General features: G+C 54.1%; 18 protein-coding genes and 1 riboswitch. Of the genes, 5 read left to right on the top strand and 13 right to left on the bottom strand.

Annotated features, from left to right (window positions below; all coding sequences use genetic code 11):
* Nucleotides 1-154 precede the first annotated feature (154 nt).
* From L370_RS18490 to hldE, 3 genes are read left to right on the top strand one after another with little or no spacing between them, the layout of a single operon-like run.
* Nucleotides 155-1,456: a CYTH domain-containing protein gene (locus L370_RS18490; RefSeq protein ID WP_023333444.1), complete on the top strand. Its 1,302-nt coding sequence runs from the start codon at nucleotides 155-157 to the stop codon at nucleotides 1,454-1,456.
* 21 nt (nucleotides 1,457-1,477) lie between these two features.
* Entirely contained in the window at nucleotides 1,478-4,333 is a 2,856-nt protein-coding gene (glnE, locus tag L370_RS18495; protein ID WP_023333443.1) for a bifunctional [glutamate--ammonia ligase]-adenylyl-L-tyrosine phosphorylase/[glutamate--ammonia-ligase] adenylyltransferase, read from the top strand.
* Between the two features lie 40 nt (nucleotides 4,334-4,373).
* A complete protein-coding gene (gene hldE, locus L370_RS18500; protein ID WP_023333442.1) occupies nucleotides 4,374-5,804 on the top strand; it encodes a bifunctional D-glycero-beta-D-manno-heptose-7-phosphate kinase/D-glycero-beta-D-manno-heptose 1-phosphate adenylyltransferase HldE in 1,431 nt (476 codons plus the stop codon).
* Nucleotides 5,805-5,919: 115 nt separating this feature from the next.
* On the opposite strand, the gene ubiK is transcribed toward hldE, so the two are convergent.
* The gene (gene ubiK, locus L370_RS18505) at nucleotides 5,920-6,216 is read right to left on the bottom strand and encodes a ubiquinone biosynthesis accessory factor UbiK (RefSeq protein WP_003862539.1); all 297 of its coding nucleotides are present in this window, start codon (nucleotides 6,214-6,216) and stop codon (nucleotides 5,920-5,922) included.
* A gap of 119 nt (nucleotides 6,217-6,335) precedes the next feature.
* Nucleotides 6,336-6,486: riboswitch (FMN riboswitch) on the top strand.
* A gap of 106 nt (nucleotides 6,487-6,592) precedes the next feature.
* On the opposite strand from ubiK, the gene ribB reads away from it, so the two are divergent.
* Complete coding sequence (gene ribB / locus L370_RS18510; protein WP_010435670.1) at nucleotides 6,593-7,246, top strand: 3,4-dihydroxy-2-butanone-4-phosphate synthase; 654 nt, start codon at nucleotides 6,593-6,595, stop codon at nucleotides 7,244-7,246.
* Nucleotides 7,247-7,290: 44 nt separating this feature from the next.
* On the opposite strand, the gene L370_RS18515 is transcribed toward ribB, so the two are convergent.
* From L370_RS18515 to zupT, 9 genes are all read right to left on the bottom strand, one after another.
* Complete coding sequence (locus L370_RS18515; protein ID WP_023333441.1) at nucleotides 7,291-8,355, bottom strand: fimbrial protein; 1,065 nt, start codon at nucleotides 8,353-8,355, stop codon at nucleotides 7,291-7,293.
* On the bottom strand, nucleotides 8,339-9,100 hold the full coding sequence (locus L370_RS18520) for a fimbrial biogenesis chaperone (RefSeq protein ID WP_023333440.1): 762 nt from the start codon (nucleotides 9,098-9,100) through the stop codon (nucleotides 8,339-8,341). Before L370_RS18520 ends, L370_RS18515 begins: the two co-directional genes overlap by 17 nt.
* A gap of 9 nt (nucleotides 9,101-9,109) precedes the next feature.
* Nucleotides 9,110-11,548, bottom strand: a complete 2,439-nt coding sequence (locus L370_RS18525) for a fimbria/pilus outer membrane usher protein (RefSeq protein ID WP_023333439.1) — start codon at nucleotides 11,546-11,548, stop codon at nucleotides 9,110-9,112.
* Nucleotides 11,549-11,622: 74 nt separating this feature from the next.
* A complete protein-coding gene (locus L370_RS18530; protein ID WP_023333438.1) occupies nucleotides 11,623-12,183 on the bottom strand; it encodes a fimbrial protein in 561 nt (186 codons plus the stop codon).
* A gap of 338 nt (nucleotides 12,184-12,521) precedes the next feature.
* Nucleotides 12,522-13,565, bottom strand: coding sequence for a type 1 fimbrial protein (locus L370_RS18535; protein ID WP_023333437.1), 1,044 nt, complete (start codon nucleotides 13,563-13,565; stop codon nucleotides 12,522-12,524).
* Entirely contained in the window at nucleotides 13,562-14,302 is a 741-nt protein-coding gene (locus L370_RS18540; RefSeq protein ID WP_023333436.1) for a fimbrial biogenesis chaperone, read from the bottom strand. Before L370_RS18540 ends, L370_RS18535 begins: the two co-directional genes overlap by 4 nt.
* A gap of 15 nt (nucleotides 14,303-14,317) precedes the next feature.
* Nucleotides 14,318-16,843: a fimbria/pilus outer membrane usher protein gene (locus L370_RS18545; protein ID WP_023333435.1), complete on the bottom strand. Its 2,526-nt coding sequence runs from the start codon at nucleotides 16,841-16,843 to the stop codon at nucleotides 14,318-14,320.
* A gap of 82 nt (nucleotides 16,844-16,925) precedes the next feature.
* Complete coding sequence (locus L370_RS18550) at nucleotides 16,926-17,480, bottom strand: fimbrial-like protein (protein ID WP_023333434.1); 555 nt, start codon at nucleotides 17,478-17,480, stop codon at nucleotides 16,926-16,928.
* A 476-nt stretch (nucleotides 17,481-17,956) separates the two neighbouring features.
* Nucleotides 17,957-18,730, bottom strand: coding sequence for a zinc transporter ZupT (zupT, locus tag L370_RS18555; protein ID WP_023333433.1), 774 nt, complete (start codon nucleotides 18,728-18,730; stop codon nucleotides 17,957-17,959).
* Between the two features lie 196 nt (nucleotides 18,731-18,926).
* Here zupT and ygiD point away from each other — a divergent pair, with 196 nt between their 5' ends.
* A complete protein-coding gene (ygiD, locus tag L370_RS18560) occupies nucleotides 18,927-19,715 on the top strand; it encodes a 4,5-DOPA-extradiol-dioxygenase (RefSeq protein WP_023333432.1) in 789 nt (262 codons plus the stop codon).
* A gap of 79 nt (nucleotides 19,716-19,794) precedes the next feature.
* Here ygiD and L370_RS18565 read toward each other — a convergent pair whose 3' ends face one another.
* The 3 genes from L370_RS18565 to tolC form a co-directional block, all read right to left on the bottom strand.
* Nucleotides 19,795-20,955, bottom strand: a complete 1,161-nt coding sequence (locus L370_RS18565; protein WP_023333431.1) for a glutathionylspermidine synthase family protein — start codon at nucleotides 20,953-20,955, stop codon at nucleotides 19,795-19,797.
* Between the two features lie 2 nt (nucleotides 20,956-20,957).
* The gene (locus L370_RS18570) at nucleotides 20,958-21,626 is read right to left on the bottom strand and encodes a DUF1190 family protein (RefSeq protein ID WP_023309204.1); all 669 of its coding nucleotides are present in this window, start codon (nucleotides 21,624-21,626) and stop codon (nucleotides 20,958-20,960) included.
* A gap of 194 nt (nucleotides 21,627-21,820) precedes the next feature.
* Nucleotides 21,821-23,299, bottom strand: a complete 1,479-nt coding sequence (gene tolC, locus L370_RS18575; RefSeq protein ID WP_023333430.1) for an outer membrane channel protein TolC — start codon at nucleotides 23,297-23,299, stop codon at nucleotides 21,821-21,823.
* Nucleotides 23,300-23,333: the final 34 nt, after the last annotated feature.

The following is a 23,333-nucleotide window of genomic DNA, read 5'->3' as shown; positions in this document are numbered from 1 at the left end:
ATCAGAATCATCTGTGTCACGACTCTACAGATTTACGCCCGACAAATTGCTCATTGCATGGCAATTTGGCGCAAAATACTATGTACTGACAAACAAATGGCGAGGAAGTTCGCCCTCATTGACGCGTCTGTGACGCACGCAAAAGTACAAGGCTATGGCACAAGAAATCGAATTAAAGTTTATCGTCGAAAAAGACAGCGTTGACGCACTCCGCCAGCATCTGCATACGCTTTCCGGCGAACACCATGCACCGGTACAACTGCTTAATATCTATTACGAAACGCCAGACAACTGGCTTCGCCGCCACGATATGGGGCTGCGCATCCGCGGCGCGAGCGGGCGCTACGAGATGACGATGAAAATTGCCGGCCGCGTGGTCGGTGGTTTACACCAGCGCCCGGAATACAATATCGACATCAGTAAGCCAGAACTTGAGCTGGAACGCTTCCCGGCGGAAGTCTGGCCGGAAGGCGAGCTGCCTTCCACGCTGGCGGAACAGGTTCAGCCGCTGTTCAGCACCGATTTCTGGCGCGAGAAATGGCTGGTGACGGAAGGCAAAAGCCGCATCGAAATCGCCCTCGATCTGGGTGACGTGAAGGCGGGTGAGTTCCAGGAGCCGATTTGTGAACTGGAGCTTGAGCTGCTGGAAGGGGACGCGAATGACGTGCTGAAGCTGGCGCGCAGGCTGGTAAACCAGTCCGGATTACGTCAGGGAAGCCTGAGTAAAGCCGCACGGGGTTACCATCTGGCCGCCGGAAATGCGCCGCGCGTGCTGAAAGAAACGACCATCCTGCACGTTGCGCCGAAAGCCAGCGTTGAACAGGGTCTGGAAGCCGCGCTGGAGCTGGCGCTTTCTCAGTGGCAGTACCATGAAGAGCTGTGGGTGCGAAATGTGAAAAACGCGAAATCCCACGTGCTGGCGGCGATTGCCCTGGTGCGCCATACCCTGACGCTGTTCGGCGGTATTGTTCCTCGCAAAGCGAGCGCTCACTTACGTGACCTGCTGACGCAAACCGAAACGCTGATGCTCTCTGACGTATCGGCGCAAACGGCGATCTACAGCCCGCAATCCGCTTCGGCAAAACTGGCGTTGACCGAGTTTCTGGTGACGCGCGGCTGGCGCGCCTTCCTGGATGCGAAAGCGGAGACCAAAATCGCGGAAAACTTTAAGCGTTTCGCGGATATTCATCTTTCCCGTCATGCGGCCGAACTGAAGAGCACCTTTGCGTATCCGCTTGGCGATCAGTACGGCGATCAGCTTCCCCGTCTGTCGCGCAATATCGACAGCATGCTGCTCCTTTCCGGTGCCTACGATGGTCCAAAGGCGCAGGCGTGGCTGGAAAACTGGCAGGGGCTGAAGCATGCCATTGAAACCCGCCAGCATATTGAGATTGAGCATTTCCGTAACGAGGCCATTTCGCAGGAGCCGTTCTGGCTGCACAGCGGAAAACGTTAACTCTGGCAAGGAACCCCAATAATGCCGCTTTCTTCAGCGTTACAGCAGCAGTGGCAGACCGTTTGCGAACGTCTGCCTGAGTCATTACCGGCGTCATCGTTAAGCGAGCAGGCAAAGAGCGTGCTCGTATTCAGTGATTTTGTGCAGGAAAGTATCGCCGCCAACCCGGACTGGCTGGCGGAGCTTGAGAACGCACCGCCGCAGGCGGACGAGTGGCGGCATTATGCTGGCTGGCTGCAAACCGCACTTGAAGACGTGGCGGATGAGGCCACGCTGATGCGCGTCCTGCGCCAGTTCCGCCGTCGGGTGATGGTGCGCATCGCCTGGGCGCAGGCGCTGGAGCGGGTGAGCGAAGAGAGCACGCTGCAGCAGTTAAGCGAGCTGGCGCAAACGCTGATTGTCGCCGCGCGCGACTGGCTCTACGCCGCCTGCTGTAAAGAGTGGGGCACGCCGTGCAGTGAGGAAGGGGTTCCTCAGCCGCTGTTGATTCTGGGGATGGGCAAGCTGGGCGGCTGCGAGCTGAACTTCTCCTCCGACATCGACCTGATTTTTGCCTGGCCCGAGAACGGCTCCACGCGCGGCGGCCGTCGCGAGCTGGACAACGCCCAGTTCTTTACCCGCCTCGGTCAGCGTCTGATTAAGGCGCTGGATCAGCCCACGCAGGACGGTTTTGTCTACCGCGTGGATATGCGCCTGCGTCCGTTTGGCGACAGCGGCCCGCTGGTGCTGAGCTTTGCCGCGCTGGAAGATTATTACCAGGAGCAGGGGCGCGACTGGGAGCGTTATGCGATGGTCAAAGCGCGGATCATGGGCGACAGCGACGACGCTTACGCCAACGAGCTGCGCGCCATGCTGCGCCCGTTCGTGTTCCGTCGCTATATCGACTTCAGCGTGATCCAGTCCCTGCGTAATATGAAAGGAATGATCGCCCGCGAGGTGCGCCGCCGCGGGCTGAAGGACAACATCAAGCTCGGCGCGGGCGGCATTCGCGAAATCGAATTTATCGTTCAGGTCTTCCAGCTTATTCGCGGCGGCCGTGAGCCGTCCCTGCAGTCCCGCTCGCTGCTGCCGACCCTGAGCGCCATCGAGCAGCTGCACCTGCTGCCGGACGGCGACGCGCAAACCCTGCGCGAGGCCTATCTGTTCCTGCGCCGTCTGGAAAACCTGCTGCAAAGCATCAACGACGAACAGACCCAGACCCTGCCGGGCGATGACATGAACCGGGCGCGTCTGGCCTGGGGCATGCGCGTGGAGGACTGGTCAGCGTTGACCGAACGGCTCGATGCCCATATGGCAGGCGTACGCCGCATCTTTAACGAGCTGATCGGTGATGACGAAAGTGAATCGCAGGACGATGTGCTTTCCGAGCACTGGCGCGAGCTGTGGCAGGACGCGCTCCAGGAAGATGACACCACGCCGGTGCTGACGCACTTAACCGACGACGCGCGCCATCGCGTGGTGGCGCTGATCGCGGATTTCCGTCTTGAGCTGAACAAACGCGCCATCGGCCCGCGCGGTCGTCAGGTACTCGATCACCTGATGCCGCACCTGCTGAGCGAGGTCTGCTCGCGGGCGGATGCGCCGGTACCGCTGTCGCGGATGATGCCGCTGCTGAGCGGGATTATCACGCGTACCACCTACCTTGAACTCCTGAGCGAGTTCCCTGGCGCGCTGAAGCACCTGATTACGCTCTGCGCCGCGTCGCCGATGGTGGCCAACAAGCTGGCGCGCTACCCGCTGCTGCTGGATGAGCTGCTCGATCCAAATACCCTTTATCAGCCGACGGCGACCGACGCCTACCGTGACGAGCTGCGTCAGTATCTGCTGCGCGTGCCGGAAGAGGACGAAGAGCAACAGCTTGAAGCGCTCCGTCAGTTTAAGCAGGCTCAGATGCTGCGCGTGGCGGCCGCGGATATTGCCGGAACGCTGCCGGTAATGAAAGTGAGCGATCACTTAACCTGGCTCGCGGAAGCGATCATCGACGCGGTGGTCCATCAGGCGTGGGTGCAGATGGTGGCGCGCTACGGCCAGCCGAAACACCTGGCCGAACGTGAGGGACGCGGCTTCGCGGTCGTGGGGTACGGCAAGCTTGGCGGCTGGGAGCTGGGCTACAGCTCCGATCTGGATTTAATCTTCCTGCACGACTGCCCGGTTGACGTGATGACCGACGGCGAGCGTGAGATTGACGGGCGCCAGTTCTATCTGCGCCTGGCGCAGCGCATCATGCACCTGTTCAGCACCCGCACCTCGTCGGGCATTTTGTACGAAGTGGATGCCCGTCTGCGTCCGTCCGGCGCGGCGGGGATGCTGGTCACCTCGACGGACTCTTTCGCCGATTACCAGAAGAATGAAGCCTGGACGTGGGAGCATCAGGCGCTGGTGCGCGCTCGCGTGGTGTATGGCGATCCGCAGCTCAAAACGCAGTTTGACGTCATCCGTAAGGAGGTTATGACCACCCTGCGTGATGGCAGCACGCTGCAAACGGAAGTGCGCGAAATGCGCGAGAAAATGCGCGCGCATCTCGGCAATAAACATCGCGATCGCTTTGATATTAAAGCCGACGAGGGCGGGATTACCGATATTGAGTTCATTACCCAGTATCTGGTGCTGCTGCACGCCCACGACAAGCCGAAGCTAACGCGCTGGTCCGATAACGTGCGCATTCTGGAGCTGCTGGCGCAAAACGACATTATGGACGAGCAGGAGGCGCAGGCCTTAACCCGCGCCTACACGACGCTGCGCGATGAGCTTCATCACCTGGCGCTGCAGGAGGAACCGGGGCACGTGGCGCTGGACAGTTTTGCTCATGAACGTGCTCAGGTAACGGCCAGCTGGCAGAAGTGGCTGGTGGAACCGTGCGTAACAAATCAAGTGTGATATTATCGCGCGCAAATTGTGAATCTTTCTGGAGTCAGGAATGAAAGTAACACTGCCAGAGTTTGAACGTGCTGGGGTAATGGTTGTTGGGGATGTGATGCTGGATCGCTACTGGTATGGTCCTACCAGCCGCATCTCTCCGGAAGCACCGGTACCGGTGGTTAAGGTCGACACCATTGAAGAGCGTCCCGGCGGCGCGGCAAACGTGGCGATGAACATTGCTTCTCTGGGCGCGCAGTCGCGTCTGGTGGGCTTGACCGGCATCGACGATGCGGCGCGCGCGCTGAGCAAGTCGCTGGCGGACGTGAACGTGAAGTGCGACTTCGTTTCTGTTCCGACCCACCCGACGATCACCAAGCTGCGCGTGCTGTCGCGTAACCAGCAGCTGATCCGCCTCGACTTTGAAGAAGGTTTCGAGGGCGTTGATCCTGAGCCGCTGCACGAGCGTATCAATCAGGCGCTGGGCAATATCGGCGCGCTGGTGCTGTCCGACTACGCCAAAGGCGCGCTGGCGAGCGTGCAGACGATGATTCAGCTGGCGCGTAAAGCCAGCGTCCCGGTGCTGATCGACCCGAAAGGGACCGATTTTGAGCGCTATCGCGGCGCGACGCTGCTGACGCCAAACCTCTCCGAGTTTGAGGCGGTGGCGGGCAAGTGCAAAACCGAGGACGAACTGGTTGAGCGCGGCATGAAGATCATTGCTGATTTCGAGCTGTCTGCTTTGCTCGTCACCCGCTCCGAGCAGGGGATGACGCTGCTGCAGCCGGGCAAACAGCCGCTGCATATGCCAACCCAGGCGCAGGAAGTGTACGACGTGACCGGTGCTGGTGATACGGTGATCGGCGTGCTGGCGGCGACGCTGGCGGCAGGAAACTCCCTGGAAGAGGCGTGCTACTTTGCCAACGCCGCGGCGGGCGTGGTAGTCGGTAAACTCGGGACGTCTACCGTTTCGCCAATCGAGCTGGAAAACGCGGTGCGCGGTCGTGCCGATACCGGTTTTGGCGTGATGACCGAAGACGAGCTTAAAGTGGCCGTCGCCGCCGCGCGCAAGCGTGGTGAAAAAGTGGTGATGACCAACGGCGTGTTCGACATCCTGCACGCGGGACACGTTTCGTATCTGGCGAATGCTCGCAAGCTGGGCGATCGCCTGATTGTGGCGGTTAACAGCGATGCATCGACGAAACGCCTGAAGGGTGAAACGCGTCCGGTGAATCCGCTCGAGCAGCGCATGATTGTGCTCGGCGCGCTGGAAGCGGTGGACTGGGTGGTGTCGTTTGAAGAAGACACGCCGCAGCGCCTGATTGCCGGTATTCTGCCGGATCTGCTGGTGAAGGGCGGCGATTATAAGCCGGAGCAAATCGCGGGTAGCGAGGAGGTCTGGGCCAACGGCGGTGAAGTGATGGTGCTCAACTTTGAGGACGGGTGCTCAACCACCAACATCATCAAGAAGATCCAGAAAGACAGTCAGTAAAAAACGGGCCATCTGGCCCGTTTTTTTATGTCGGGTGGCGGCTGCGCCTTACCCGACCTGCGCGTTCATGTTGGCCCGGTAAGGCGTAGCCGCCACCGGGCACAACAGGCCGCACTTACGCCTGGTCATCCACCGGTGGAATAGCCGGTGCTGGCTTCACTTCTTCCGGCGCATTGCGATTTTCCAGCTCGGTCAGACGCTGTTCCAGCAGTGCCAGCTTCTCGCGGGTGCGCAGCAGAACCTGGGTCTGTACGTCAAACTCCTCGCGGCTGACTAAATCAAGGCGAACCAACTGCGCCTGCAGCGTCTGGCGGATTTTCTTCTCAACGTCATCACCAAATTCACGAATACCTTTTGGCATAGATTCATGAACCTGACGCGCAATTTGCTCAATTTTCTTCGGGTCAATCATTGTCGTTTCCCTTGATGGAAAGGTGTCAGTGTCCATTGTAGCGCGTCATGCCCGGGGTAAACAAAATTGTTTGATGCTTATGCATTGCCCAGGATAATCAATAGCGTTATAGTTATCTCGCTTATTCTCAGGGCGGGGCGAAATTCCCCACCGGCGGTAAATCAGCGTCATGCTGAAAGCCCGCGAGCGCTTTGGGTGAAAACTCAAAGGTCAGCAGATCCGGTGTAATTCCGGGGCCGACGGTTAGAGTCCGGATGGGAGAGAGTAACGATCCAGTCGGGCATGGGCCCGCTCACGTTATCTTTTTGCCGCTTATACGGCGCTCCTAAGACTGCCCTGATTCTGGTAACCATAATGTTAATGAGGTTTTTTTACCATGAATCAGACGCTACTTTCCTCTTTTGGCACTTCAACTCAACGTGTTGAACATGCACTGGATGCACTGCGCGAAGGCCGCGGTGTGATGGTGCTTGACGATGAAAACCGTGAAAACGAAGGCGATATGATTTTCGCCGCCGAAAACATGACCGTTGAGCAGATGGCGCTGACCATCCGTCACGGCAGCGGCATCGTATGCCTGTGTATTACCGAAGATCGTCGTAAGCAGCTTGAACTGCCGATGATGGTCGAAAACAACACCAGCGCCTTTGGTACCGGTTTTACCGTGACCATCGAAGCGGCGCATGGCGTGACCACCGGTGTCTCTGCGGCTGACCGTCTGACCACCGTACGTGCCGCGATTGCAGACGGTGCGAAGCCATCCGACCTGCATCGTCCTGGCCATGTCTTCCCACTGCGTGCGCAGGCGGGCGGCGTGCTGACCCGCGGCGGCCACACCGAAGCGACCATCGACCTGGTAACGCTGGCAGGCTTCAAACCTGCAGGCGTGCTGTGTGAACTGACCAACGATGATGGCACCATGGCGCGCGCGCCGGAGTGCATCACCTTTGCGCGTCTGCACAACATGCCGGTCGTGACGATCGAAGATCTGGTTGAGTATCGCCAGGCGCACGAGCGCAAAGCCAGCTGAAATGGCTGATGTGAAAAAGCCGGGGAAACCCGGCTTTTTTGTGTCTAGTGATAGTTAATTTTGAACAGCACTACCGTTTCGAACGGGCCGGACTGAATGGCTTGACCCTCCACGCGCGATAGCTCTGCCGTGTAGGTTTGCTCATATTGCAACGTGCTGCCCGTAAAATCAGCATACTCTTCATAGTGGTTGAAGGTGTAGGGCTGCTGCGTTTCGTTAAGGATCCGCAGCTTTAAGCCGTTCCCTATCAATAACGCCGTATCGTCGGTGCTGAGTGACTCTGTGGTATAGAACGACGAATCCATTTTGAACCCATCTGAACATTGCGCATCCTGCACTTTGGTTGTTCGTACCGAAAATGTGCGAGTGCGCGTCTGCTGATTCACAATATCGCGCGCGCTAAACGTGCCGAAATCAATCTCCTGGTTCTCAGGGTAAATACTGAACGTCGCCCCGCAGTCCAGAACGGTAATATTTTGCAGACCGTTAATATGATATTTGAGGTTTTTCGCGTCCACCATCTGGTTAACCCCACCTTTTCCGTCAAACTGCACGACGATGTAATCCCCCAGCGAGCTGACGTAACCGTGGGGCGGCATGGTCTTAATTTTCACGAACAGGCGCAATCGTGCGATGAACGTCCGCGAAATATGGATATCGTCGGGATTGCCGGAGCAAATCCGATTCTCCCAGCCCATTTGCCGGATTTGATCCGGGGTGTAAATGGTGATGTTGTTGTTATCCAGACACTGGCGGGTATCCACGCCGTTCGGCTGGCCGGTGGCATCGTAATCTATCCCTTCATAGGTAACACCGAGCTCATAGTAGGGATCGGAGGATGACGGGTAGGGGTTTACCCAGGCATAAATGTCTTCGGGTTCAAAGTTACTGGTTACGTTGTGATCGCACGTGACTGGAATTTTAATGTCGTCTGATTCCCAGATTTTTTGCCCTGGCTGAGCGTTACTGGGGATCGAAAAAGGCGAAATGGTCTGCGTCTCTTCAACGGGTCCACCGGAGCCGCCAAGGTAACAGTTAAGCGCCAGGGCTTCTTTGACGGGTAGCAGCGCCAACAGCAGTAAAAACAGAAGGCTAGTGAGCTTTCGCATCTTTATCTACCTTCCGTTCAGTGAGCGTACAGGGGGCTGTCCCTGCGCATTGCACATCGACTTTTCGTAGTGCACCGTAATCGTCGATATAGCCGATGCTGTAGTAGCTGCCGTGATAATCGCCGGTGGATGTTGATGCCGTCGAAAAGGGGGCAATCATCAGGCTGTCAAAGCCAGGCAGCATGGTTTTCGCATTTTTGCTGAGCCACGCCAGGGTGATGTAATACGGGGTAGGGTTATGCACGGTCAGTCCTTTCGCAGTGGCTGAGATCTCCATGCGCATTTCAGCCCGTTCTCCAGGCTTTTTGGTAATGGCTTTTGGGCGCCAGAACAGCTTAATACGACTTTGCATGGCCACCTGCATGACGCTGTGTTCATCGCTTGCGCTGGTGCTTTTGGGCGGCACTTCGCGCAGGTTGAAGTAAAACAGAGACTCTCTGTCTGGCGGCAGCTGGCTGGTTGCGGCCTGTTTAACAATCCTGATCTGCGATGCAGAGCCTGCTTCGATACGTTGAATCGGAGGAAGCGCCATAAAATGCGAGTCTTCTTTACGTCCGTTTTCGTCTTCAATCCAGGAGAGTGCCAGATAGGGTAACGCCTTACTCTGGTTGTCGACCTTCAGGCTGCTGGCCTTGTCGCTTTGCGGAAAGACAATGCGCGTCCGGTCAAGGTTTACGGCGGCATGAGTGGTAAATGCTGCACTGACAATCATCAGGCACAGGCTTTTAAGTACGGGTGATTTCATTATGGTTTCTTACTGGCATGGCAGCATCAATTGCATACCGTTTTTAAGGTGCGAAGGTAGCGAGAAGCGACACTGCTGATTGTCACCCCACGTTACCCGAAACTGTTGTTCTGGCTGTACCGCTCCCAGCCAGACGTGACCGTCATCGGCAACCATACCGACCTGCTGGTCAGTATTTTGCAGGCTTACAAGGGCACCGAGCGGCGGTGTTCCTGAAGACGTACGCAGAATGCCGGCGATATCGTTGCCCGCACGGCTGGCAATCTGGCGATACCCAATTGCTCCTTCTGTCCAGGTCGAGGTGACAACGCGAGTGTCGACATCAACGCCATCGGGCAGATTGTTCATATTGACCTGCAGGCTGGAGGGCGAGTAGCTGGAAAAAGAGGGTAAAACGCCGATGCCAAAGCGGTTCGTCTCATCGCGTGACATATTCAGCGGGATATTACCCACGCCGTCGGTACTGACCATGACCCGGGGTTCGTTGCCGTAACTGCGGCGGTGCAGCGCTGCTCCACGGGCTGTCGAGGTGAACGAACCGTTCCAGCTGGCGCTCAGAGAGTTGTATTCATTCGCCTTATAACTGCCGGAAAGATTGAGATCGCCAAACGGGGAATAATGTTGATAGTTACCGCTAACCTGCGCTCCCGCATCCGTTTTTTCACTTTCCGTGCCAGCAGAAATACCCCAGGTATTATTACGGTCTGAAGTGTCGTACCAGGAGACGCTCTGGCTCAGGGTATCGCTGTTGTGCAGGTCGTAGTTAAGACGGTGGTCTGGATCAAGCGGTACGCTCAATGACAGGTAAAACTGCGTATCGTCATCTTCGTCTTCATAATGTGTTTTGCTCCAGGACAGGGTTACGCCCAGGTTTTTCCAGCGGCCAAGATCGAAGTTGTAACCCGCAGTGACGCTGCCGGTTGTGGACGGGGAATCATCCCACCAGGTCTGGCGTAACATACTCAGGTAAAGATTAAGCGACAGGGCCGGAATATACTGGCTTGCCGTGACGCTTAGCGTCTGTTTTTCGGTCTGCGGGTTATTTTCGTCATAATCCAAAAAACGCGCATAGCTCAGGAATTCCCGGTCAGAATAGCGGTAGCTGGCGAGCGTAAGCTGGCTGCCGGTGGTATCAAAACGCTTGCTGTAGTTGAAACGATAGCTATAGCCTGTGCGCGAGTTCTGACCGGGCAACTGGCTGGTCGCCTGGGTGACGTCAAAGGAGAGCGCACCCAGAATCGCCATATTCTGGCCAAGCCCGGCGGCGATGGAGCGGTAACGATCGCTGTCAGCGAGCGTTCCGCCATAGAGCGACGTCTGCGACAACATCCCCCAGGAAAACTCACCGCTCATGAATGCATTGTCTTCAACATCATGGGATGCGTCTTTACGCGCTTTGCCGGTCGCGAGTTTATAGCGGACCTGTCCTTTACGCGTCAAAAAGGGGACTGATTCTGCGGAAACCTGAAAGGTGCTTACCCGCCCGTCTTCTTCCGTTACTTTGACGTCCAGCGTGCCCTGTACGGACTGATTAAGATCCTGAATAACAAACGGACCTGGCGGCACCTTGCTTTGATAAATAACGCGATCGGCAAGGCTCACCGTCACCGTGGCATTGGTTTGCGCGATGCCGGATATTTGCGGCGCGTAGCCACGTAAGGACCAGGGCAGCATGCGTTCATCGCTAATCAGCGATGCGCCGGTATAGGTAAATGCATCAAAAATAGCCGACTGAAAATCCGTCTCGCCGAGCGTGAGTTTAGCCCCCAGCGAAGGGAGAGGGCGGAACATATAGACGCGCGAGAAACGACCGTCATGCTCAGAGCCGCCATCGGTATGCGTTTGCGCGTACTGATAATCACTGCGCAGTCGCCATGCACCCATATTCGCCCCTGCGGTGCCGTAGGTGTTGGCATTGTCATTGGTACTGCCACTGTTGGGCTGATAATGGCTGGCAAAAAGATTGTAATCCAGCAGGACACCGGGCACGCCGTTATCCCATGTAGAGGGCGGCATCCAGTCAGCGGCACGGTACTGTAACCACGCCTGAGGGATAGTGACCTTTAGCGTTTGGCTGGCTTGTTCGAAGCTAAATGTGATATCGGGTCTCAGGGAGAAATCAACGCATCCCTCTTTTTCAGGCAAGGCATTGCGAACGTCATCCTTTAAGGCAAACGTATCGGCCAGTTCTGGGGGAATGCAGACCTGTACGGTATTGTTTATTTTTTTCCATTCGAGTTGCCAGCCATTTGCCAGCGGAATATCGTTAATGGAAACGGTAACGAAATAATGTCCCGGCGTAACGGAAATGCGATCTTTGAAAAGTGATAAATCGACGCTGGTGCGCTGATCTTTATCGATAGCGTTGATATTAAACTCGGTTGCACAGGTCATTTTCGTCATTAACAGGGAGGTAATGATGATTATCGAATGTAATTTATATGTCATCATCCTGTTACTCAAAAAATAAAGAATGCCGACTGGCAAAAAATACCAGTCGGTTTGTACCGTGGTGCGTTTTCTTATTTGTACATCAGGATATAGTTAGCGGTGGCTTCAACCTGACCTGCCGTTGCCGTTTTACCCGCCGGAACTTCCATCAGCGCTTTGAAGTGCAGCGTCTGGGTGGTTGAACCTGGCAGCAGATCAACTTCATTTGCTGCGCCCAGCGTGATGTTGGCCTCGGCGTTATCCAGCAGACGAACGCCGACATTTTGAGCACCACTTGCATAGGTGTTGCTCATGAGGCTGGTATCCGACGCGTCTGTTGCGGCGCTGGTGAAGGTAACATCCACTTTGGTGATAGGGGTGTCTGTCTCATCACCAGGATCGTCCAGCTGGCAGTTTTCCAGGTTAATATCGACAGCCACAGGAGTGGACTTTTTGTTCGCATTAATAACCGCAGTGGTCACCTGGCCGAGATCAACTTCTTTATCAACGCTGTCTGGCGCAATGCTGCACGGAGCGTCGATCACCACGCCTTTAAATTTAATCTTGCCAGAACCCTGATCGTCAGCAAATGCAGAGCCCGAGATAATGGCCGCCATAGCAACGATTAACAGTGTTTTTTTGCCTGTATGCATGAAAATATCCTTTTTCAAATGAATTCATATTCTGAATGTTATTTTCCAGAATATTTCTCAGGCAGTATAACGATCCGCTTTCATAAAATACGATTACTCATGCTGAAAATTGAATGTAGAAAAAATTAAATATAACGGAAGTTAATCGTTAATATTGATTTCTAACGTGAAAGTAATGTCTCTACAACGAGGGGAGGATGAAAAAGAATAGACCGTATTTCTCCAGAGTATTGCTTGATTAGGTATGGGATTTTCGCTAATGCCTATAGCATGCCATTAATTGCACAATAAAAATACTACCCAACAAAGACCGGAGGAGCCCCGGTCTTTGCTGGGCGTTACTGATAGTTTATCTTCAGCACTACATCTTTACTGAATGGGCCAACGTCAATTTCCCGGTTGGGATTTTTGGTTAGCTTAGCCATGTAATTATGGGTAACCGTCGAGACTCCCCCGTTCGGGTAATACGTTGCAAAGGGGTAATAGGTGTTCATTAACAGATCTTCCCCTAACGTTTCATCGCGGATCTGCATGAGCAACCCGTTTCCCATATCGACATGGCTGGTGTCGTACAGGTCGTCAGTGTTAAAACTCATGGTGACGTCAAACTGCTGTGAACATGCCGCCGTGGCATCGCGTATCGTCGACACGCTAAAGGGCGCTTTTTGTGTCATAACGTCGATGTTATTGACCTGGCCAAAATCTACCGTCTGGTTTTCCGGGAATATTTGTATGTCCACGCCGCAGTCCAGGAAATGAACGTGGTCGAGACCGTCGATATTGTAACGCAAGTTTTTTGCATTTTTGGCAAGGTTGGCCCCGCCCTGACCATCAAATTGCAGGACGTTGATACTGCCGAAATCATAAACGGTATCAGGATCGGTCGGGAAAGCTTTGAGTTTGACATATAAACGAAAGCGGGATGGGAACGTGATGTCTTTCTGTAAGGTTGAACCATTACAGACCGGGTTGTGCCAGATGCCATCGTAATATTGTTCGAATTTATCCAGACAGGCGCCGGTATCAATCCCTTCATCGGTCATCTCATGGTCCACACCATTATAGGTTACGCCGAAGGTAAAATAGGGGTTATTTAACACGTCAGCGTTATTGACGGCCGAGAGTTTTATCCAGGCGAAAACATCTTCTGTTTGATTCGTTTTGGTCCAGCCCGCTGCATTATCACAATAAACCGTAATATTGACGTCAGAACTTTCCCATATTTTACTTCCAATTACCGCATTTGACGGAACCGTAAAGCTGGGTAAGTTGGCGGTGTAAGATAATGCACCACCTTTAGTATTTTGATAACAGTCTACCGCCCAGGAGGAAAATGAGCATAACAGCAGCAATAAGCATGATAGCGAAACAATATTTTTCATGATGATCCCTTCTTCACTGATTCGCTATGGCACACTGGCTGTACCGAGGTACAGCTGATCCTGAAGTTGTTTAAACCCCCGTAATCGCCGATGTAGCCAATCTGGAACGTCCCAGGGAGGTTTTTTATCTCTGACTGGGTTTGAGAAAAGGGATCAACCATAAATCCTTTTGCGCCCTGCAATAACGTTTTACCGTCAATACCAATGTAACCAATGGTGATGTGATACGGGGTACCATTTTTTATCATCACGCCCGTCGCAGTGCGAGAAACCTCCACCTTATCCATTGGAACGGCCTGGCCCTCTTTTAGCACGATAGCTTTAGGACGCCAGAACACCTTGAGGCGGCTTTGCATGGCAATTTGCATGATATTTTTTTGCGTGGAGCGCGGCGGGATCTCCCGCATGTTGTAATAGAAAAGTGATTCTCTGTCCGCCGGCAGCCGGGCAAGGTTTTGCTGGCCCATCAGGCGAATTTGGCTTTGTTCCTCTGCATCGAGACGGATTAAAGGGGGAAGGGGCGTCATATATTCGCGCGTTTTACGGCCCTCTTTATCTTCGATCCAGGACTGAGCCAGATAAGGCGTCGTTTTACTTTGGTTCGTCAATTTTATCGACACGCTCTTATCCGTTTCGTTAAAGATAATACGCGTTCTGTCCGGGGATACTGTTGCATGGGCTACCGAGCACGCGCCGAGAAGAGCGACAATCCCTTTTAATAACAACGTTGGTTTCATTTTATTCATCCTGAATTAATGTGCTGTTTCACATGGCAAAATAATGGATTTACTGTCGGCATTACTTTGGTTCGGCGGTGATATCTCACAGCTATATTTGTCCCAGGTCAGACGTAGTTTGCTGTTTTCCTGAAGACCGCTGAGATAGACATACCCGTCTTCAGCCACTAAACCCACGTTTCTTCCGCTGGCGATATCAATGACATTGACACCTAAGGGAGGAGAGCGGCCATCAGCCAGTCGGATAACGGCCAGGATCTGATATCCTTTCGTTGCATTCAGCCTGGCGTAACCAATGGCCCCTTCCGTCAGGGTGGTATTCACGACGGAATTATTAATGTCGACGCCATCGGGCAATTTATTGCTTTCTACGCGCACCGTAGACGTTGTGTAGTCGCTCACCGAATTGGTGACGGCAATTCCCATGGCATTCGTTACCGTCCTGTTATCGCTAAGGGGAACGCCCGAGATGCCCTCGGCATCCACCATCATGCGTGAGTTATTGCCGCTGCTGTAATCGTGCAGCGCCATACCGTAGCGTGTGGCCGTGAATGACCCGTTCCAGCCAGCGGTCACGGAGTTATAGGCATTAGGCTGAACGCTACCGTTAATGTTCAGGCGGCCATAAGGCGAGTAGTGCTGATAGTTCCCGCGTATTGCAGGTTCAGCCTTGCGGAAGTCGCTTTCATCACCCGACGCAGAAATATTCCAGGTGTTGTTTCGGTCAGAGGAGTCATAGTAAGACAACGTTTGTGACATGCTATCACTGCCGTTTTTCTGCATGCTGTAGGAGAGGCTGCGGCTTTGTTCCAGCGGGACGGTGAATGAGAGATAGTATTGCGTTTCGTCTTGATCGTCCCACTGGGTTTTACCTACCGATAATGAGGCCGAAATGCCTTTGAAATTCCCAATATCAATGTTTCGACTCAGCGAAAAGGTGTAATTGGTGCTGGCACTGTCGTCCCAGTAGGTATTGCGTGTCAGGTTGATATACGCATTCAGCGCCAGTGAATCAAGATACTGGTTGAAGGAGAGGACGTAGCTCTCTTTCTCGTTACTGGTTGAGTCATCCCCGCTGCGGGCCGTCAGATATTCACTCATGGTGACGTATTCTTTATCTGAGAAACGATAACCCGCGAACGTTACCTGGCTCCCCGTTGATTCAAAACGCTTGGCATAGTTAACACGGTAGCTATAGCCGCTCTGCTTTTCATTTTTGTCTTCATTGTGCAGCGTTGCATCTGCGCGCGTCACGTCAAAGGAAAGCGAACCAAAACTGTTCATGTTAAAGCCCAGGCCGGTCGTAGCCGCCTGATAATCGTCGGCAGTGAGTAAAGCCCCGCCATACAGGGAGGTATTCCCCGTCCAGCCGAATGAGAACTCACCCGTCCAGAACAGGGGGTTATTCACATCCGTGTGACCCACAGACGTGGGTTTCCCGGTGGACGTTTTGTAGCGTAATTGCCCTTTACGCGTGAGAAAAGGAATAGATGAGGCGCCTACCTGAAAGGTACTTTTACGCCCGTCTTCTTCTTCCACCGTGACATCCAGTTGACCCTGGAAGGTGTCGCCAATATCCGTAATATTGAAAGGCCCTGGCGCGACGGTGGTTTGATAGACCATGCGCCCGTTTTGAGTGACGGTCACTTTTGCGTTGGTTTGCGCAATGCCGGTTATTTGCGGCGCATAACCCTGTAAATCCGGCGGCAACATATTGTCGTCACTTTCCAGAGACGCCCCGGTAAAGTGAAACGTATCAAAAATATCGGAATTCAGATCGTACTGCCCTACGATGAGTTTTGATGAGAGTGAGGGGATCGGCCTGAAAAGATAAGTACGGTCCATGCTGCTGTTGCTTCCCATAGACTTACCGTCTTCGTAAGCGCGATCGTACTGATAATCTGAACGTAAACGCCATGCGCCGAGGTTAAAACCCAGCGTGCCGTAAGAGCTGATATCCTGACTTTTTTCGCCGCTGTCGGGATCGTACTGGCTGGCGTAGACGTTGTAATCGAAAATGAAACCGGCGACCCCGTTGTCCCAGAATTCGGGAGGTGTCCAGTTTTTTGCCTGGTATTTCATCCACGCCTGCGGTGCGGTAATAGAGACCACCATCTCAGCTCTGTCGAGGTGAATGACCAGTTCAGGTTTGTCGGAGAGCGCAAGACAGCCCTGCTGATTAATAGTATGCAGTTGCTGGATAAACTCGTCGGCGAAACCAAACGCCGTTAAGTCCTCTTTCGTCAGGCAAACTTCAGAGCCGCTTTCGTTATCCGCTTTGATCCATTCAAAGGACCAGCTGTCAGGTAATTTGTTTTTATTGATTTCGACGCGCGCGATATATTGCCCTACGGGAATGAAACCCTTCTTTTCAAACTGGGTGAGGTCGACATTGTTTTTATCTTCTGCATCGATCATGTCGGTGTTAAATTGAACCGCATGGACCGGGGAGACGACCATTGCGGTGAACAGAATCGGGGACAGCGTTTTTTTAATGAAAAGGGATAATTTATTGAAATGAGATCTTTGAATGTTACGCATACAATCCCTTTTTTTAATAAAAATTCAAAAGCCGATGATTCCCTCATCGGCTTGAACCATTTAAATATCACTATCTAATCGATTACTCGTAGTCCAGCACGTAGTTAACATCCGTGGTGACGTTACCGGCGGTTGCTGTCATGGTTGGAGATTCCATGCGTGCTTTGAAATTCAGCACCTGATAAGAATTATCCGCCACCAGATCAACCGGCTGTTTAACACCCATGACCACGTTTTCGCGGCCTTCAGTCAGCAGACGGACACCCACGTTCGTGGCGCCGCCGTAGTTACCTTCCGCGGTGTTTTTCAGCAGGTTAGTGGTTGCATCTGCGTTGGCAGAGGTGAACGTCACGTTGGCTTTTGTGATGGTGTTCGTGCCATCTGTCAGGGTGCAATCCTGCAGGTGGATCTGCACATCTACCGGCAGTGAGGTTTTACCACCGTTCAGTGCGGAATCAGCCACTTCACCGAGATTGACGGTCTGGTTTTCATCGCCCGGAGCGATAGAGCATGGCGCGGTGATAACAATGCCTTCAAACGCAATTTTACCGTGGCCAGCATCAGCAGCAGAGGCGTTGAACGCGGCGCCAGACATCAGAGCGGTAGTGACAACAGCTAACAGTGTTTTATTCAACATGAAATATAATCCTTTACGATATTAAAAAATTTGCTTGCCAGAATCATCACGCAGGCTGGTTAGTCGCGCGATATGAGAAGATCACTCTTCGTCAATATGTATTGCGAAAAGAACGTTATCATGCAGAACAAACGAAGTTCCTTTTAGTTATACTAAAGGGCATTTTTATTAAAATTTTTGTTATTTATACAGGTGATGAATTAGGGTAGGGTGATGAAGAAATGAACGCGTGAAGTAAGTATTTTCTGAAAGTTGTTCGCTGGAATGTTTTTTCGCTGTTTGCCGTTTAAGGAAGGGTGTTATTATTTTTCTTCAGGGGAAAGTGACGGTAAATATAATTTTACTTATATGTAAGTGTATTTTACGGAGTAATAATTAAAATAATCAGTGCTGAATATTATTCGCTCCTATACAGGCATGATTCTTGACATAAAAACTTACACCTTTGAAGCATCGCCCCAAAGGTGTATATCCTGTCAGCCTATTCCCGCCGTCTGGAGTAACACCAGACTCAACCCCATGACCGACATTCCGCACAGCACGCCATAGCTGGGGTTGTTATTCGGATCGATCTCTTTCGCAAGCGGCATTAGCTCATCGACGGAGAGCGCAACCATGATCCCGGCAACCGCAGCCATAATGGCAGCCATCAAAACAGGGGAGACCAGACTTCCCAGGATTAACCACGCCAGCACGCCTCCAAGAATTTCGGCCATCCCGGAAATACCCGCCCAGAACACCGCGGTGCGTTTCGAGCCCGTGGCGGCATACACCGGTCCGGCAACGGCCAGTCCTTCAGGAATATTGTGTAAGGCGACCGCCAGCGCGATACCAAAACCCATCTCAAGATTGCTGCTGGCCGTTACGTAAGTCGCTACCCCCTCAGGGAAATTATGCAGGCTGATGCCAAGCGTCAACAGTATCGCCGTTCGCTTGATATTGCGCGGCATGGACGCCACGTTCTTCTGCATTAAATCCTGCGGATGCGCGTGTGGTAACATCCTGTCGAGGGCAAAATATCCCAGCAGGCCAAAGACAAACATGCCGTAACCCAGTAGCGGAGACATGCCTTCTGTGCCCAGTGCGGCAGGCAGCATCTCCATCAGGGAGATGAGCAGCATGATCCCGGCAGCAAAGCCCAGTGAGAAGGCCAGAACGCGGTTAGAGGGCTTTTGGCCGAGCACGCCGAGGAGTGCACCGATAAAGGTCGCGGCGCCCGCCAGTATGGTCAGGATCAAGGGGACTGACATGCATTGCTCCTTATGATAATGATTCTCATTAATATAAATGATTCATTTCTGGCAAAGCGAGGGGGGAACCCCGGCTTTACACATTCCTTACATTCAAATTTCCTGATGATGATCTTCACGCTTATCTGCGTTCATCTTTGCCACATTGCGCGTAATGTAGCACCATTAAATTGACACCTTCTGTAAGGATATCACCATGACTTCTTCCCGTATGCCAGCCCTGTTTTTAGGCCACGGTAGCCCAATGAACGTTCTGGAAGACAATGTCTATACCCGTGCCTGGCGTCAACTGGGCGAGACGTTGCCGCGCCCGAAAGCGATCGTGGTGGTGTCTGCGCACTGGTTTACCCGAGGGACGGGCGTGACCGCCATGGAAGCGCCTAAAACCATTCATGATTTTGGCGGCTTCCCGCAGGCGCTTTACGACACGCATTATCCGGCCCCCGGCTCGCCTGAGCTGGCACAAAAGCTGGTAGATTTGCTGGCACCTGTCCCTGTAACGCTGGATAAAGAAGCCTGGGGTTTTGACCATGGCTCGTGGGGCGTGCTGATTAAAATGTATCCTGATGCGGATATCCCAATGGTGCAGTTGAGCATCGACAGCACCAAACCGGCCGCCTGGCATCTGGAGATGGGCCGCAAGCTGGCAACCCTGCGTGATGAAGGCATCATGCTGGTGGCGAGCGGTAACGTGGTGCATAACCTGCGTACCGCACGCTGGCACGGTGAGAACACGCCATACCCGTGGGCGACCTCATTTAACGACTACGTCAAAGCCAACCTGACGTGGCAAGGTCCGGCTGAGGCGCATCCGCTGGTGAACTATCTGGATCATGAGGGTGGTTCGCTCTCTAACCCGACGCCGGAGCACTTTCTGCCGCTGCTGTACGTTCTCGGTGCGTGGGATGGTCAGGAGCCGGTGACGACCCCGGTCGACGGTATTGAGATGGGGAGTTTGAGTATGCTGTCGGTGCAGGTAGGGTGAAAACATGCCCGGTGGCGCTACGCTTACCAGGCCTACAAAACCGTAGGCCGGGTCAGGCGAAGCCGCCACCCGGCAGAACTTACTCCACGAAAATATGCGGATAAAACCGTGACAGATCCTGCGTTATCAGCGCGCGATCTTCGCGAATGCCAATCCCGGCCGGCCGATCGTTGATGAGCCAGCTGCCAATCAGGGTATAGCTGTCGCCAAACTTCGGCAGTTGCCAGAACGCCTGGACGATCATCCCTTCTTCACCGTACGGCCCTTCAACCGCTTCCAGCGTCTTACCGTTTTCGATAATCGAGACGTTTGCGCCTTCGCGGGAGAAGATCGGCTTAACGACGTACTTCTCCATTTGCGGGTAATTATCTTCCGCAAAATACGCTGGCAGCAGGTTCGGGTGGTTAGGGAACATCTCCCACAGCATCGGCAGCAGGGCTTTGTTAGAGATAATGCTCTTCCAGGCCGGCTCCAGCCAGCGCACGCCAGCATCTTCCAGCTTGGTGGAGAACATCTCGCGCAGCATGTATTCCCACGGGTAGAGCTTGAACAGGTTGCTGATCACCTGGTCCTGCATATCCGTAAACTGACCTTTTTCACCCAGGCCGATATCCTCGATATAGAGGAACTCGGTCGCCACTTCCGCTTCTGCAGCACAGTCCTGCAGATACTGAACCGTGCCACGGTCTTCTTCCGTGTCGCGGCAGCAGGCGAGATGCAGCAGGTTGAAGCCATGCTGTTCACGCAGCTCGGCAAAACGCTCAATCAGCTTTTCCTGCAGGCTGTTAAACTGGTCGCTGCCTTCCGGCAGGTTTCCGGCACTGGCCTGGTCTTCCAGCCAGATCCACTGGAAGAACGCCGCTTCGTACAGGGAGGTTGGCGTATCGGCGTTGTTTTCCAGAAGCTTCGGTTCACCTTTGCCGTCCCACGCCAGATCCAGGCGAGAGTAAAGCGAAGGCTGATTCGTTTTCCAAGACTGGCGCACAAAGCTCCAGGTGTGTTTTGGAATGCGGAACTTTGCCATCAGCTCGTCGCTGTCGATGACCTTTTCCACGACCTTCAGGCACATCTGGTGCAGCTCGGCCGTTACCTCTTCCAGTTTTTCCACCTGGGCCAGCGTAAGCTTGTAATAGGCGTCTTCACACCAGTACGGCTCGCCGTACATGGTGTGGAAGTTAAAACCGTACTCGGTGGCTTTTTCGCGCCAGTCCGGGCGCTCGGTGATACTGACTCGTTCCATGATCAGCCGCCCATTGAGCGAGTAGAGGAGGTGCCTGTCGCACTGCGCTGCATGCTGGTCTGCTTCGCCACAGATTCACCAAACCCGCCGCGGGTGATGGTGCTGGTCGTTGCTGGCTTTGGCGCCATCGCCGTTTTCGGAACGGTCACGGTGCGGCCAGGGGTTGCTGCGCCGTAGCCTTTGCCGCTGGCATCGGTATATTGACCGTAAGCCGGGCTGGCCGGGTTTTTCGAGCTAAACAGCGGCTGCTGCTGGTAGCCCGCACCGCCGCCCATCAGACGACCCATCATGTAGCCTGCCATCAGCGGCATCCAGAAGCTGCCGCTGGACTGCGCCTGCGCCTGATTTTCAGGTGCGGTGCCAGCCTGAGCCGGTGCCTGCTGGCACTGACCTTCACCAAACTCCGCCACGCAGTCTTCGCGTGAGGCATATTTCGGCGCGGTGCGTTCCGCTTCTTTCAGCGCGCTGGTGTAGGCCGTTTTACATTCGGCGGCTTTGCCGGTTGCGGCAGAGCAGTCGTCCGCGTTCTGATACAGCGAAACCGTTTCGTCATTTTTCTCACAGCCTGCCAGCATAAAGACAGCCGTAACCGCCAGCGCAACAGGGGTGAGGTGACGCGCGTTCCAGCTCTTGCGGAACGAAGCGTGATTTATAGATTTTGTCCGTTTCATCTTTGTCTTCCAGGACCCAGTGGTAATAACGCTCAGGATAGAGGATGAGTGGTTGAAAATGAAGCGAAGAGGGGCGGAATCAGGGGGATCTTTACGTTGGCTTACGTTCGGATGTGATTTTGCGCCGGGTGGCGCTGCGCTTACCCGGCCTACGATCAAGTAGGCCCGATAAGCGAAGCGCCATCGGGCAATGCTTAGTTACGGAACGGATTATTGCCTTTGCTGGCAGGCGCAGCGGTACGTGCGGCAGCAGGCTGTGCAGCAGGGGTGTTGCTGTCAGCGTTGAAGTTATCAACCGCGGCAACCTGCTGTGGGTTCTCCGGCGCGACGCTGTCTGGAGACGTCGAAACGGGTTTGCCCAGCGTGCTGTTCAGCATTTGCAGATCCTGCTCGTTAAGCGTACCCAGCGCCTGCTTGATATTCAGCTGGTTAATCAGGTACTGGTAACGCGCGCTGGAGAGCTGCTGTTTCGCGTTGTACAGCGTGGTGGTCGCGTCCAGAACGTCAACGATGGTACGAGTACCGACGGAGTAGCCCGCTTCGTTCGCATCCAGAGAGCTCTGGGCAGAGACAACGGCCTGTTTATACGCGTTGATGCTGCTGATCGAGGCGTTCACGTTGTTGAAGGAGGAACGCACGGTCTGCACCACGTTGCGGTGGGCGCTTTCCAGCTGCTCGCTCGCGCCAACAAAGTTGTACTGCGCCTGTTTCACCTGCGAGTTAACCTGACCGCCCTGGTACAGCGGCAGGGAGAAGCTCAGGCCCACTTTGTTCTGGCCCATATTGCTGTCGTCATACTGGGACGTATTGGTTTTAGAGCCGCTATAGCTGGTATCAGAGACACCGGTTGACGCGCTCAAGCTCAGGGTTGGCAGGTGGCCGTCCTGCGCCTGGCGAATTTGTTCGCGGGCCAGGTCCTGGCTCAGACGCGCCTGCAGCAACGTCAGGTTGCGGTTTTCCGCCTCTTTCAGCAGGGCGTTTACGGCCTGTGGTTTATCCGTTTTAAAGCTGTCCACGTTCAGGGACGCCAGCTCTGGATAGTAGTTACCGGTGACCTGACGCAGGGATTCCAGTGCGTTATCGAGGTTGTTACGCGCGGTCACCTCGTTAGCCAGCACGGTGTCGTACTGTGAACGGGCGTTCTGCACGTCAGTAATCGCGACCAGACCCACGTTAAAACGCTGGGTCGTTTGATCTAACTGACGGTAAACTGCCTGTTTCTGCGCTTCGGTATAGGAGAGTGCATCAATCGCGCTCAGCACGTTGAAGTACGCCGTGGCGGTGTTCAGGATCAGCGTCTGCTGGTCGGTCTGATAGGTCACATCCTGGATCCCCGCGCTCTTTTCCTGCAGGGTCAGGGCGCGCCATTTGGACATATCAAACAGGGTCTGTGTCAATTGCAGTGAGGCGCTGGTAGCATTGGAGTTAACGCCGTTAGCGTCGCGGAAACCGTTGCTGTAGGTGTAATCTGCACCTAAACCTAACTGCGGCAGCAAGGGGCTACGCGCTTCGTTAATCTTTTCAAACGCAGCATCACGATCGGCCGCTGATTTACGTAAATCAGGGTTGCCCAGACGTGCCTGCTGGTAAACCTGTAACAGGTTTTCCGCCTGGCTCATTGCACTGAAGCCCGTCAGGCTCAGGCCGATAAGGATGGGGAGCAATTTCTTCATTTGCATTCCTTGTTGTGAAGCAGTATTAGCGCTG

It is taken from the genome of Enterobacter sp. MGH 24, assembly GCF_000493015.1.
Taxonomy (GTDB): domain Bacteria; phylum Pseudomonadota; class Gammaproteobacteria; order Enterobacterales; family Enterobacteriaceae; genus Enterobacter.
The sequence above is the reverse complement of the archived record's forward strand: the minus strand, read 5'-3'. Positions and strand labels throughout refer to the sequence as shown.

Bases quoted from the DNA above. Each gene is read 5' to 3' on its own strand.
- L370_RS18490 (WP_023333444.1), top strand. From the start codon at position 155: ATGGCACAAGAAATCGAATTAAAGTTTATCGTCGAAAAAGACAGCGTT.
- glnE (WP_023333443.1), top strand. From the start codon at position 1,478: ATGCCGCTTTCTTCAGCGTTACAGCAGCAGTGGCAGACCGTTTGCGAA.
- hldE (WP_023333442.1), top strand. From the start codon at position 4,374: ATGAAAGTAACACTGCCAGAGTTTGAACGTGCTGGGGTAATGGTTGTT.
- ubiK (WP_003862539.1), bottom strand. From the start codon at position 6,216: ATGATTGACCCGAAGAAAATTGAGCAAATTGCGCGTCAGGTTCATGAA.
- ribB (WP_010435670.1), top strand. From the start codon at position 6,593: ATGAATCAGACGCTACTTTCCTCTTTTGGCACTTCAACTCAACGTGTT.
- L370_RS18515 (WP_023333441.1), bottom strand. From the start codon at position 8,355: ATGCGAAAGCTCACTAGCCTTCTGTTTTTACTGCTGTTGGCGCTGCTA.
- L370_RS18520 (WP_023333440.1), bottom strand. From the start codon at position 9,100: ATGAAATCACCCGTACTTAAAAGCCTGTGCCTGATGATTGTCAGTGCA.
- L370_RS18525 (WP_023333439.1), bottom strand. From the start codon at position 11,548: ATGACATATAAATTACATTCGATAATCATCATTACCTCCCTGTTAATG.
- L370_RS18530 (WP_023333438.1), bottom strand. From the start codon at position 12,183: ATGCATACAGGCAAAAAAACACTGTTAATCGTTGCTATGGCGGCCATT.
- L370_RS18535 (WP_023333437.1), bottom strand. From the start codon at position 13,565: ATGAAAAATATTGTTTCGCTATCATGCTTATTGCTGCTGTTATGCTCA.
- L370_RS18540 (WP_023333436.1), bottom strand. From the start codon at position 14,302: ATGAAACCAACGTTGTTATTAAAAGGGATTGTCGCTCTTCTCGGCGCG.
- L370_RS18545 (WP_023333435.1), bottom strand. From the start codon at position 16,843: ATGCGTAACATTCAAAGATCTCATTTCAATAAATTATCCCTTTTCATT.
- L370_RS18550 (WP_023333434.1), bottom strand. From the start codon at position 17,480: ATGTTGAATAAAACACTGTTAGCTGTTGTCACTACCGCTCTGATGTCT.
- zupT (WP_023333433.1), bottom strand. From the start codon at position 18,730: ATGTCAGTCCCCTTGATCCTGACCATACTGGCGGGCGCCGCGACCTTT.
- ygiD (WP_023333432.1), top strand. From the start codon at position 18,927: ATGACTTCTTCCCGTATGCCAGCCCTGTTTTTAGGCCACGGTAGCCCA.
- L370_RS18565 (WP_023333431.1), bottom strand. From the start codon at position 20,955: ATGGAACGAGTCAGTATCACCGAGCGCCCGGACTGGCGCGAAAAAGCC.
- L370_RS18570 (WP_023309204.1), bottom strand. From the start codon at position 21,626: ATGAAACGGACAAAATCTATAAATCACGCTTCGTTCCGCAAGAGCTGG.
- tolC (WP_023333430.1), bottom strand. From the start codon at position 23,299: ATGAAGAAATTGCTCCCCATCCTTATCGGCCTGAGCCTGACGGGCTTC.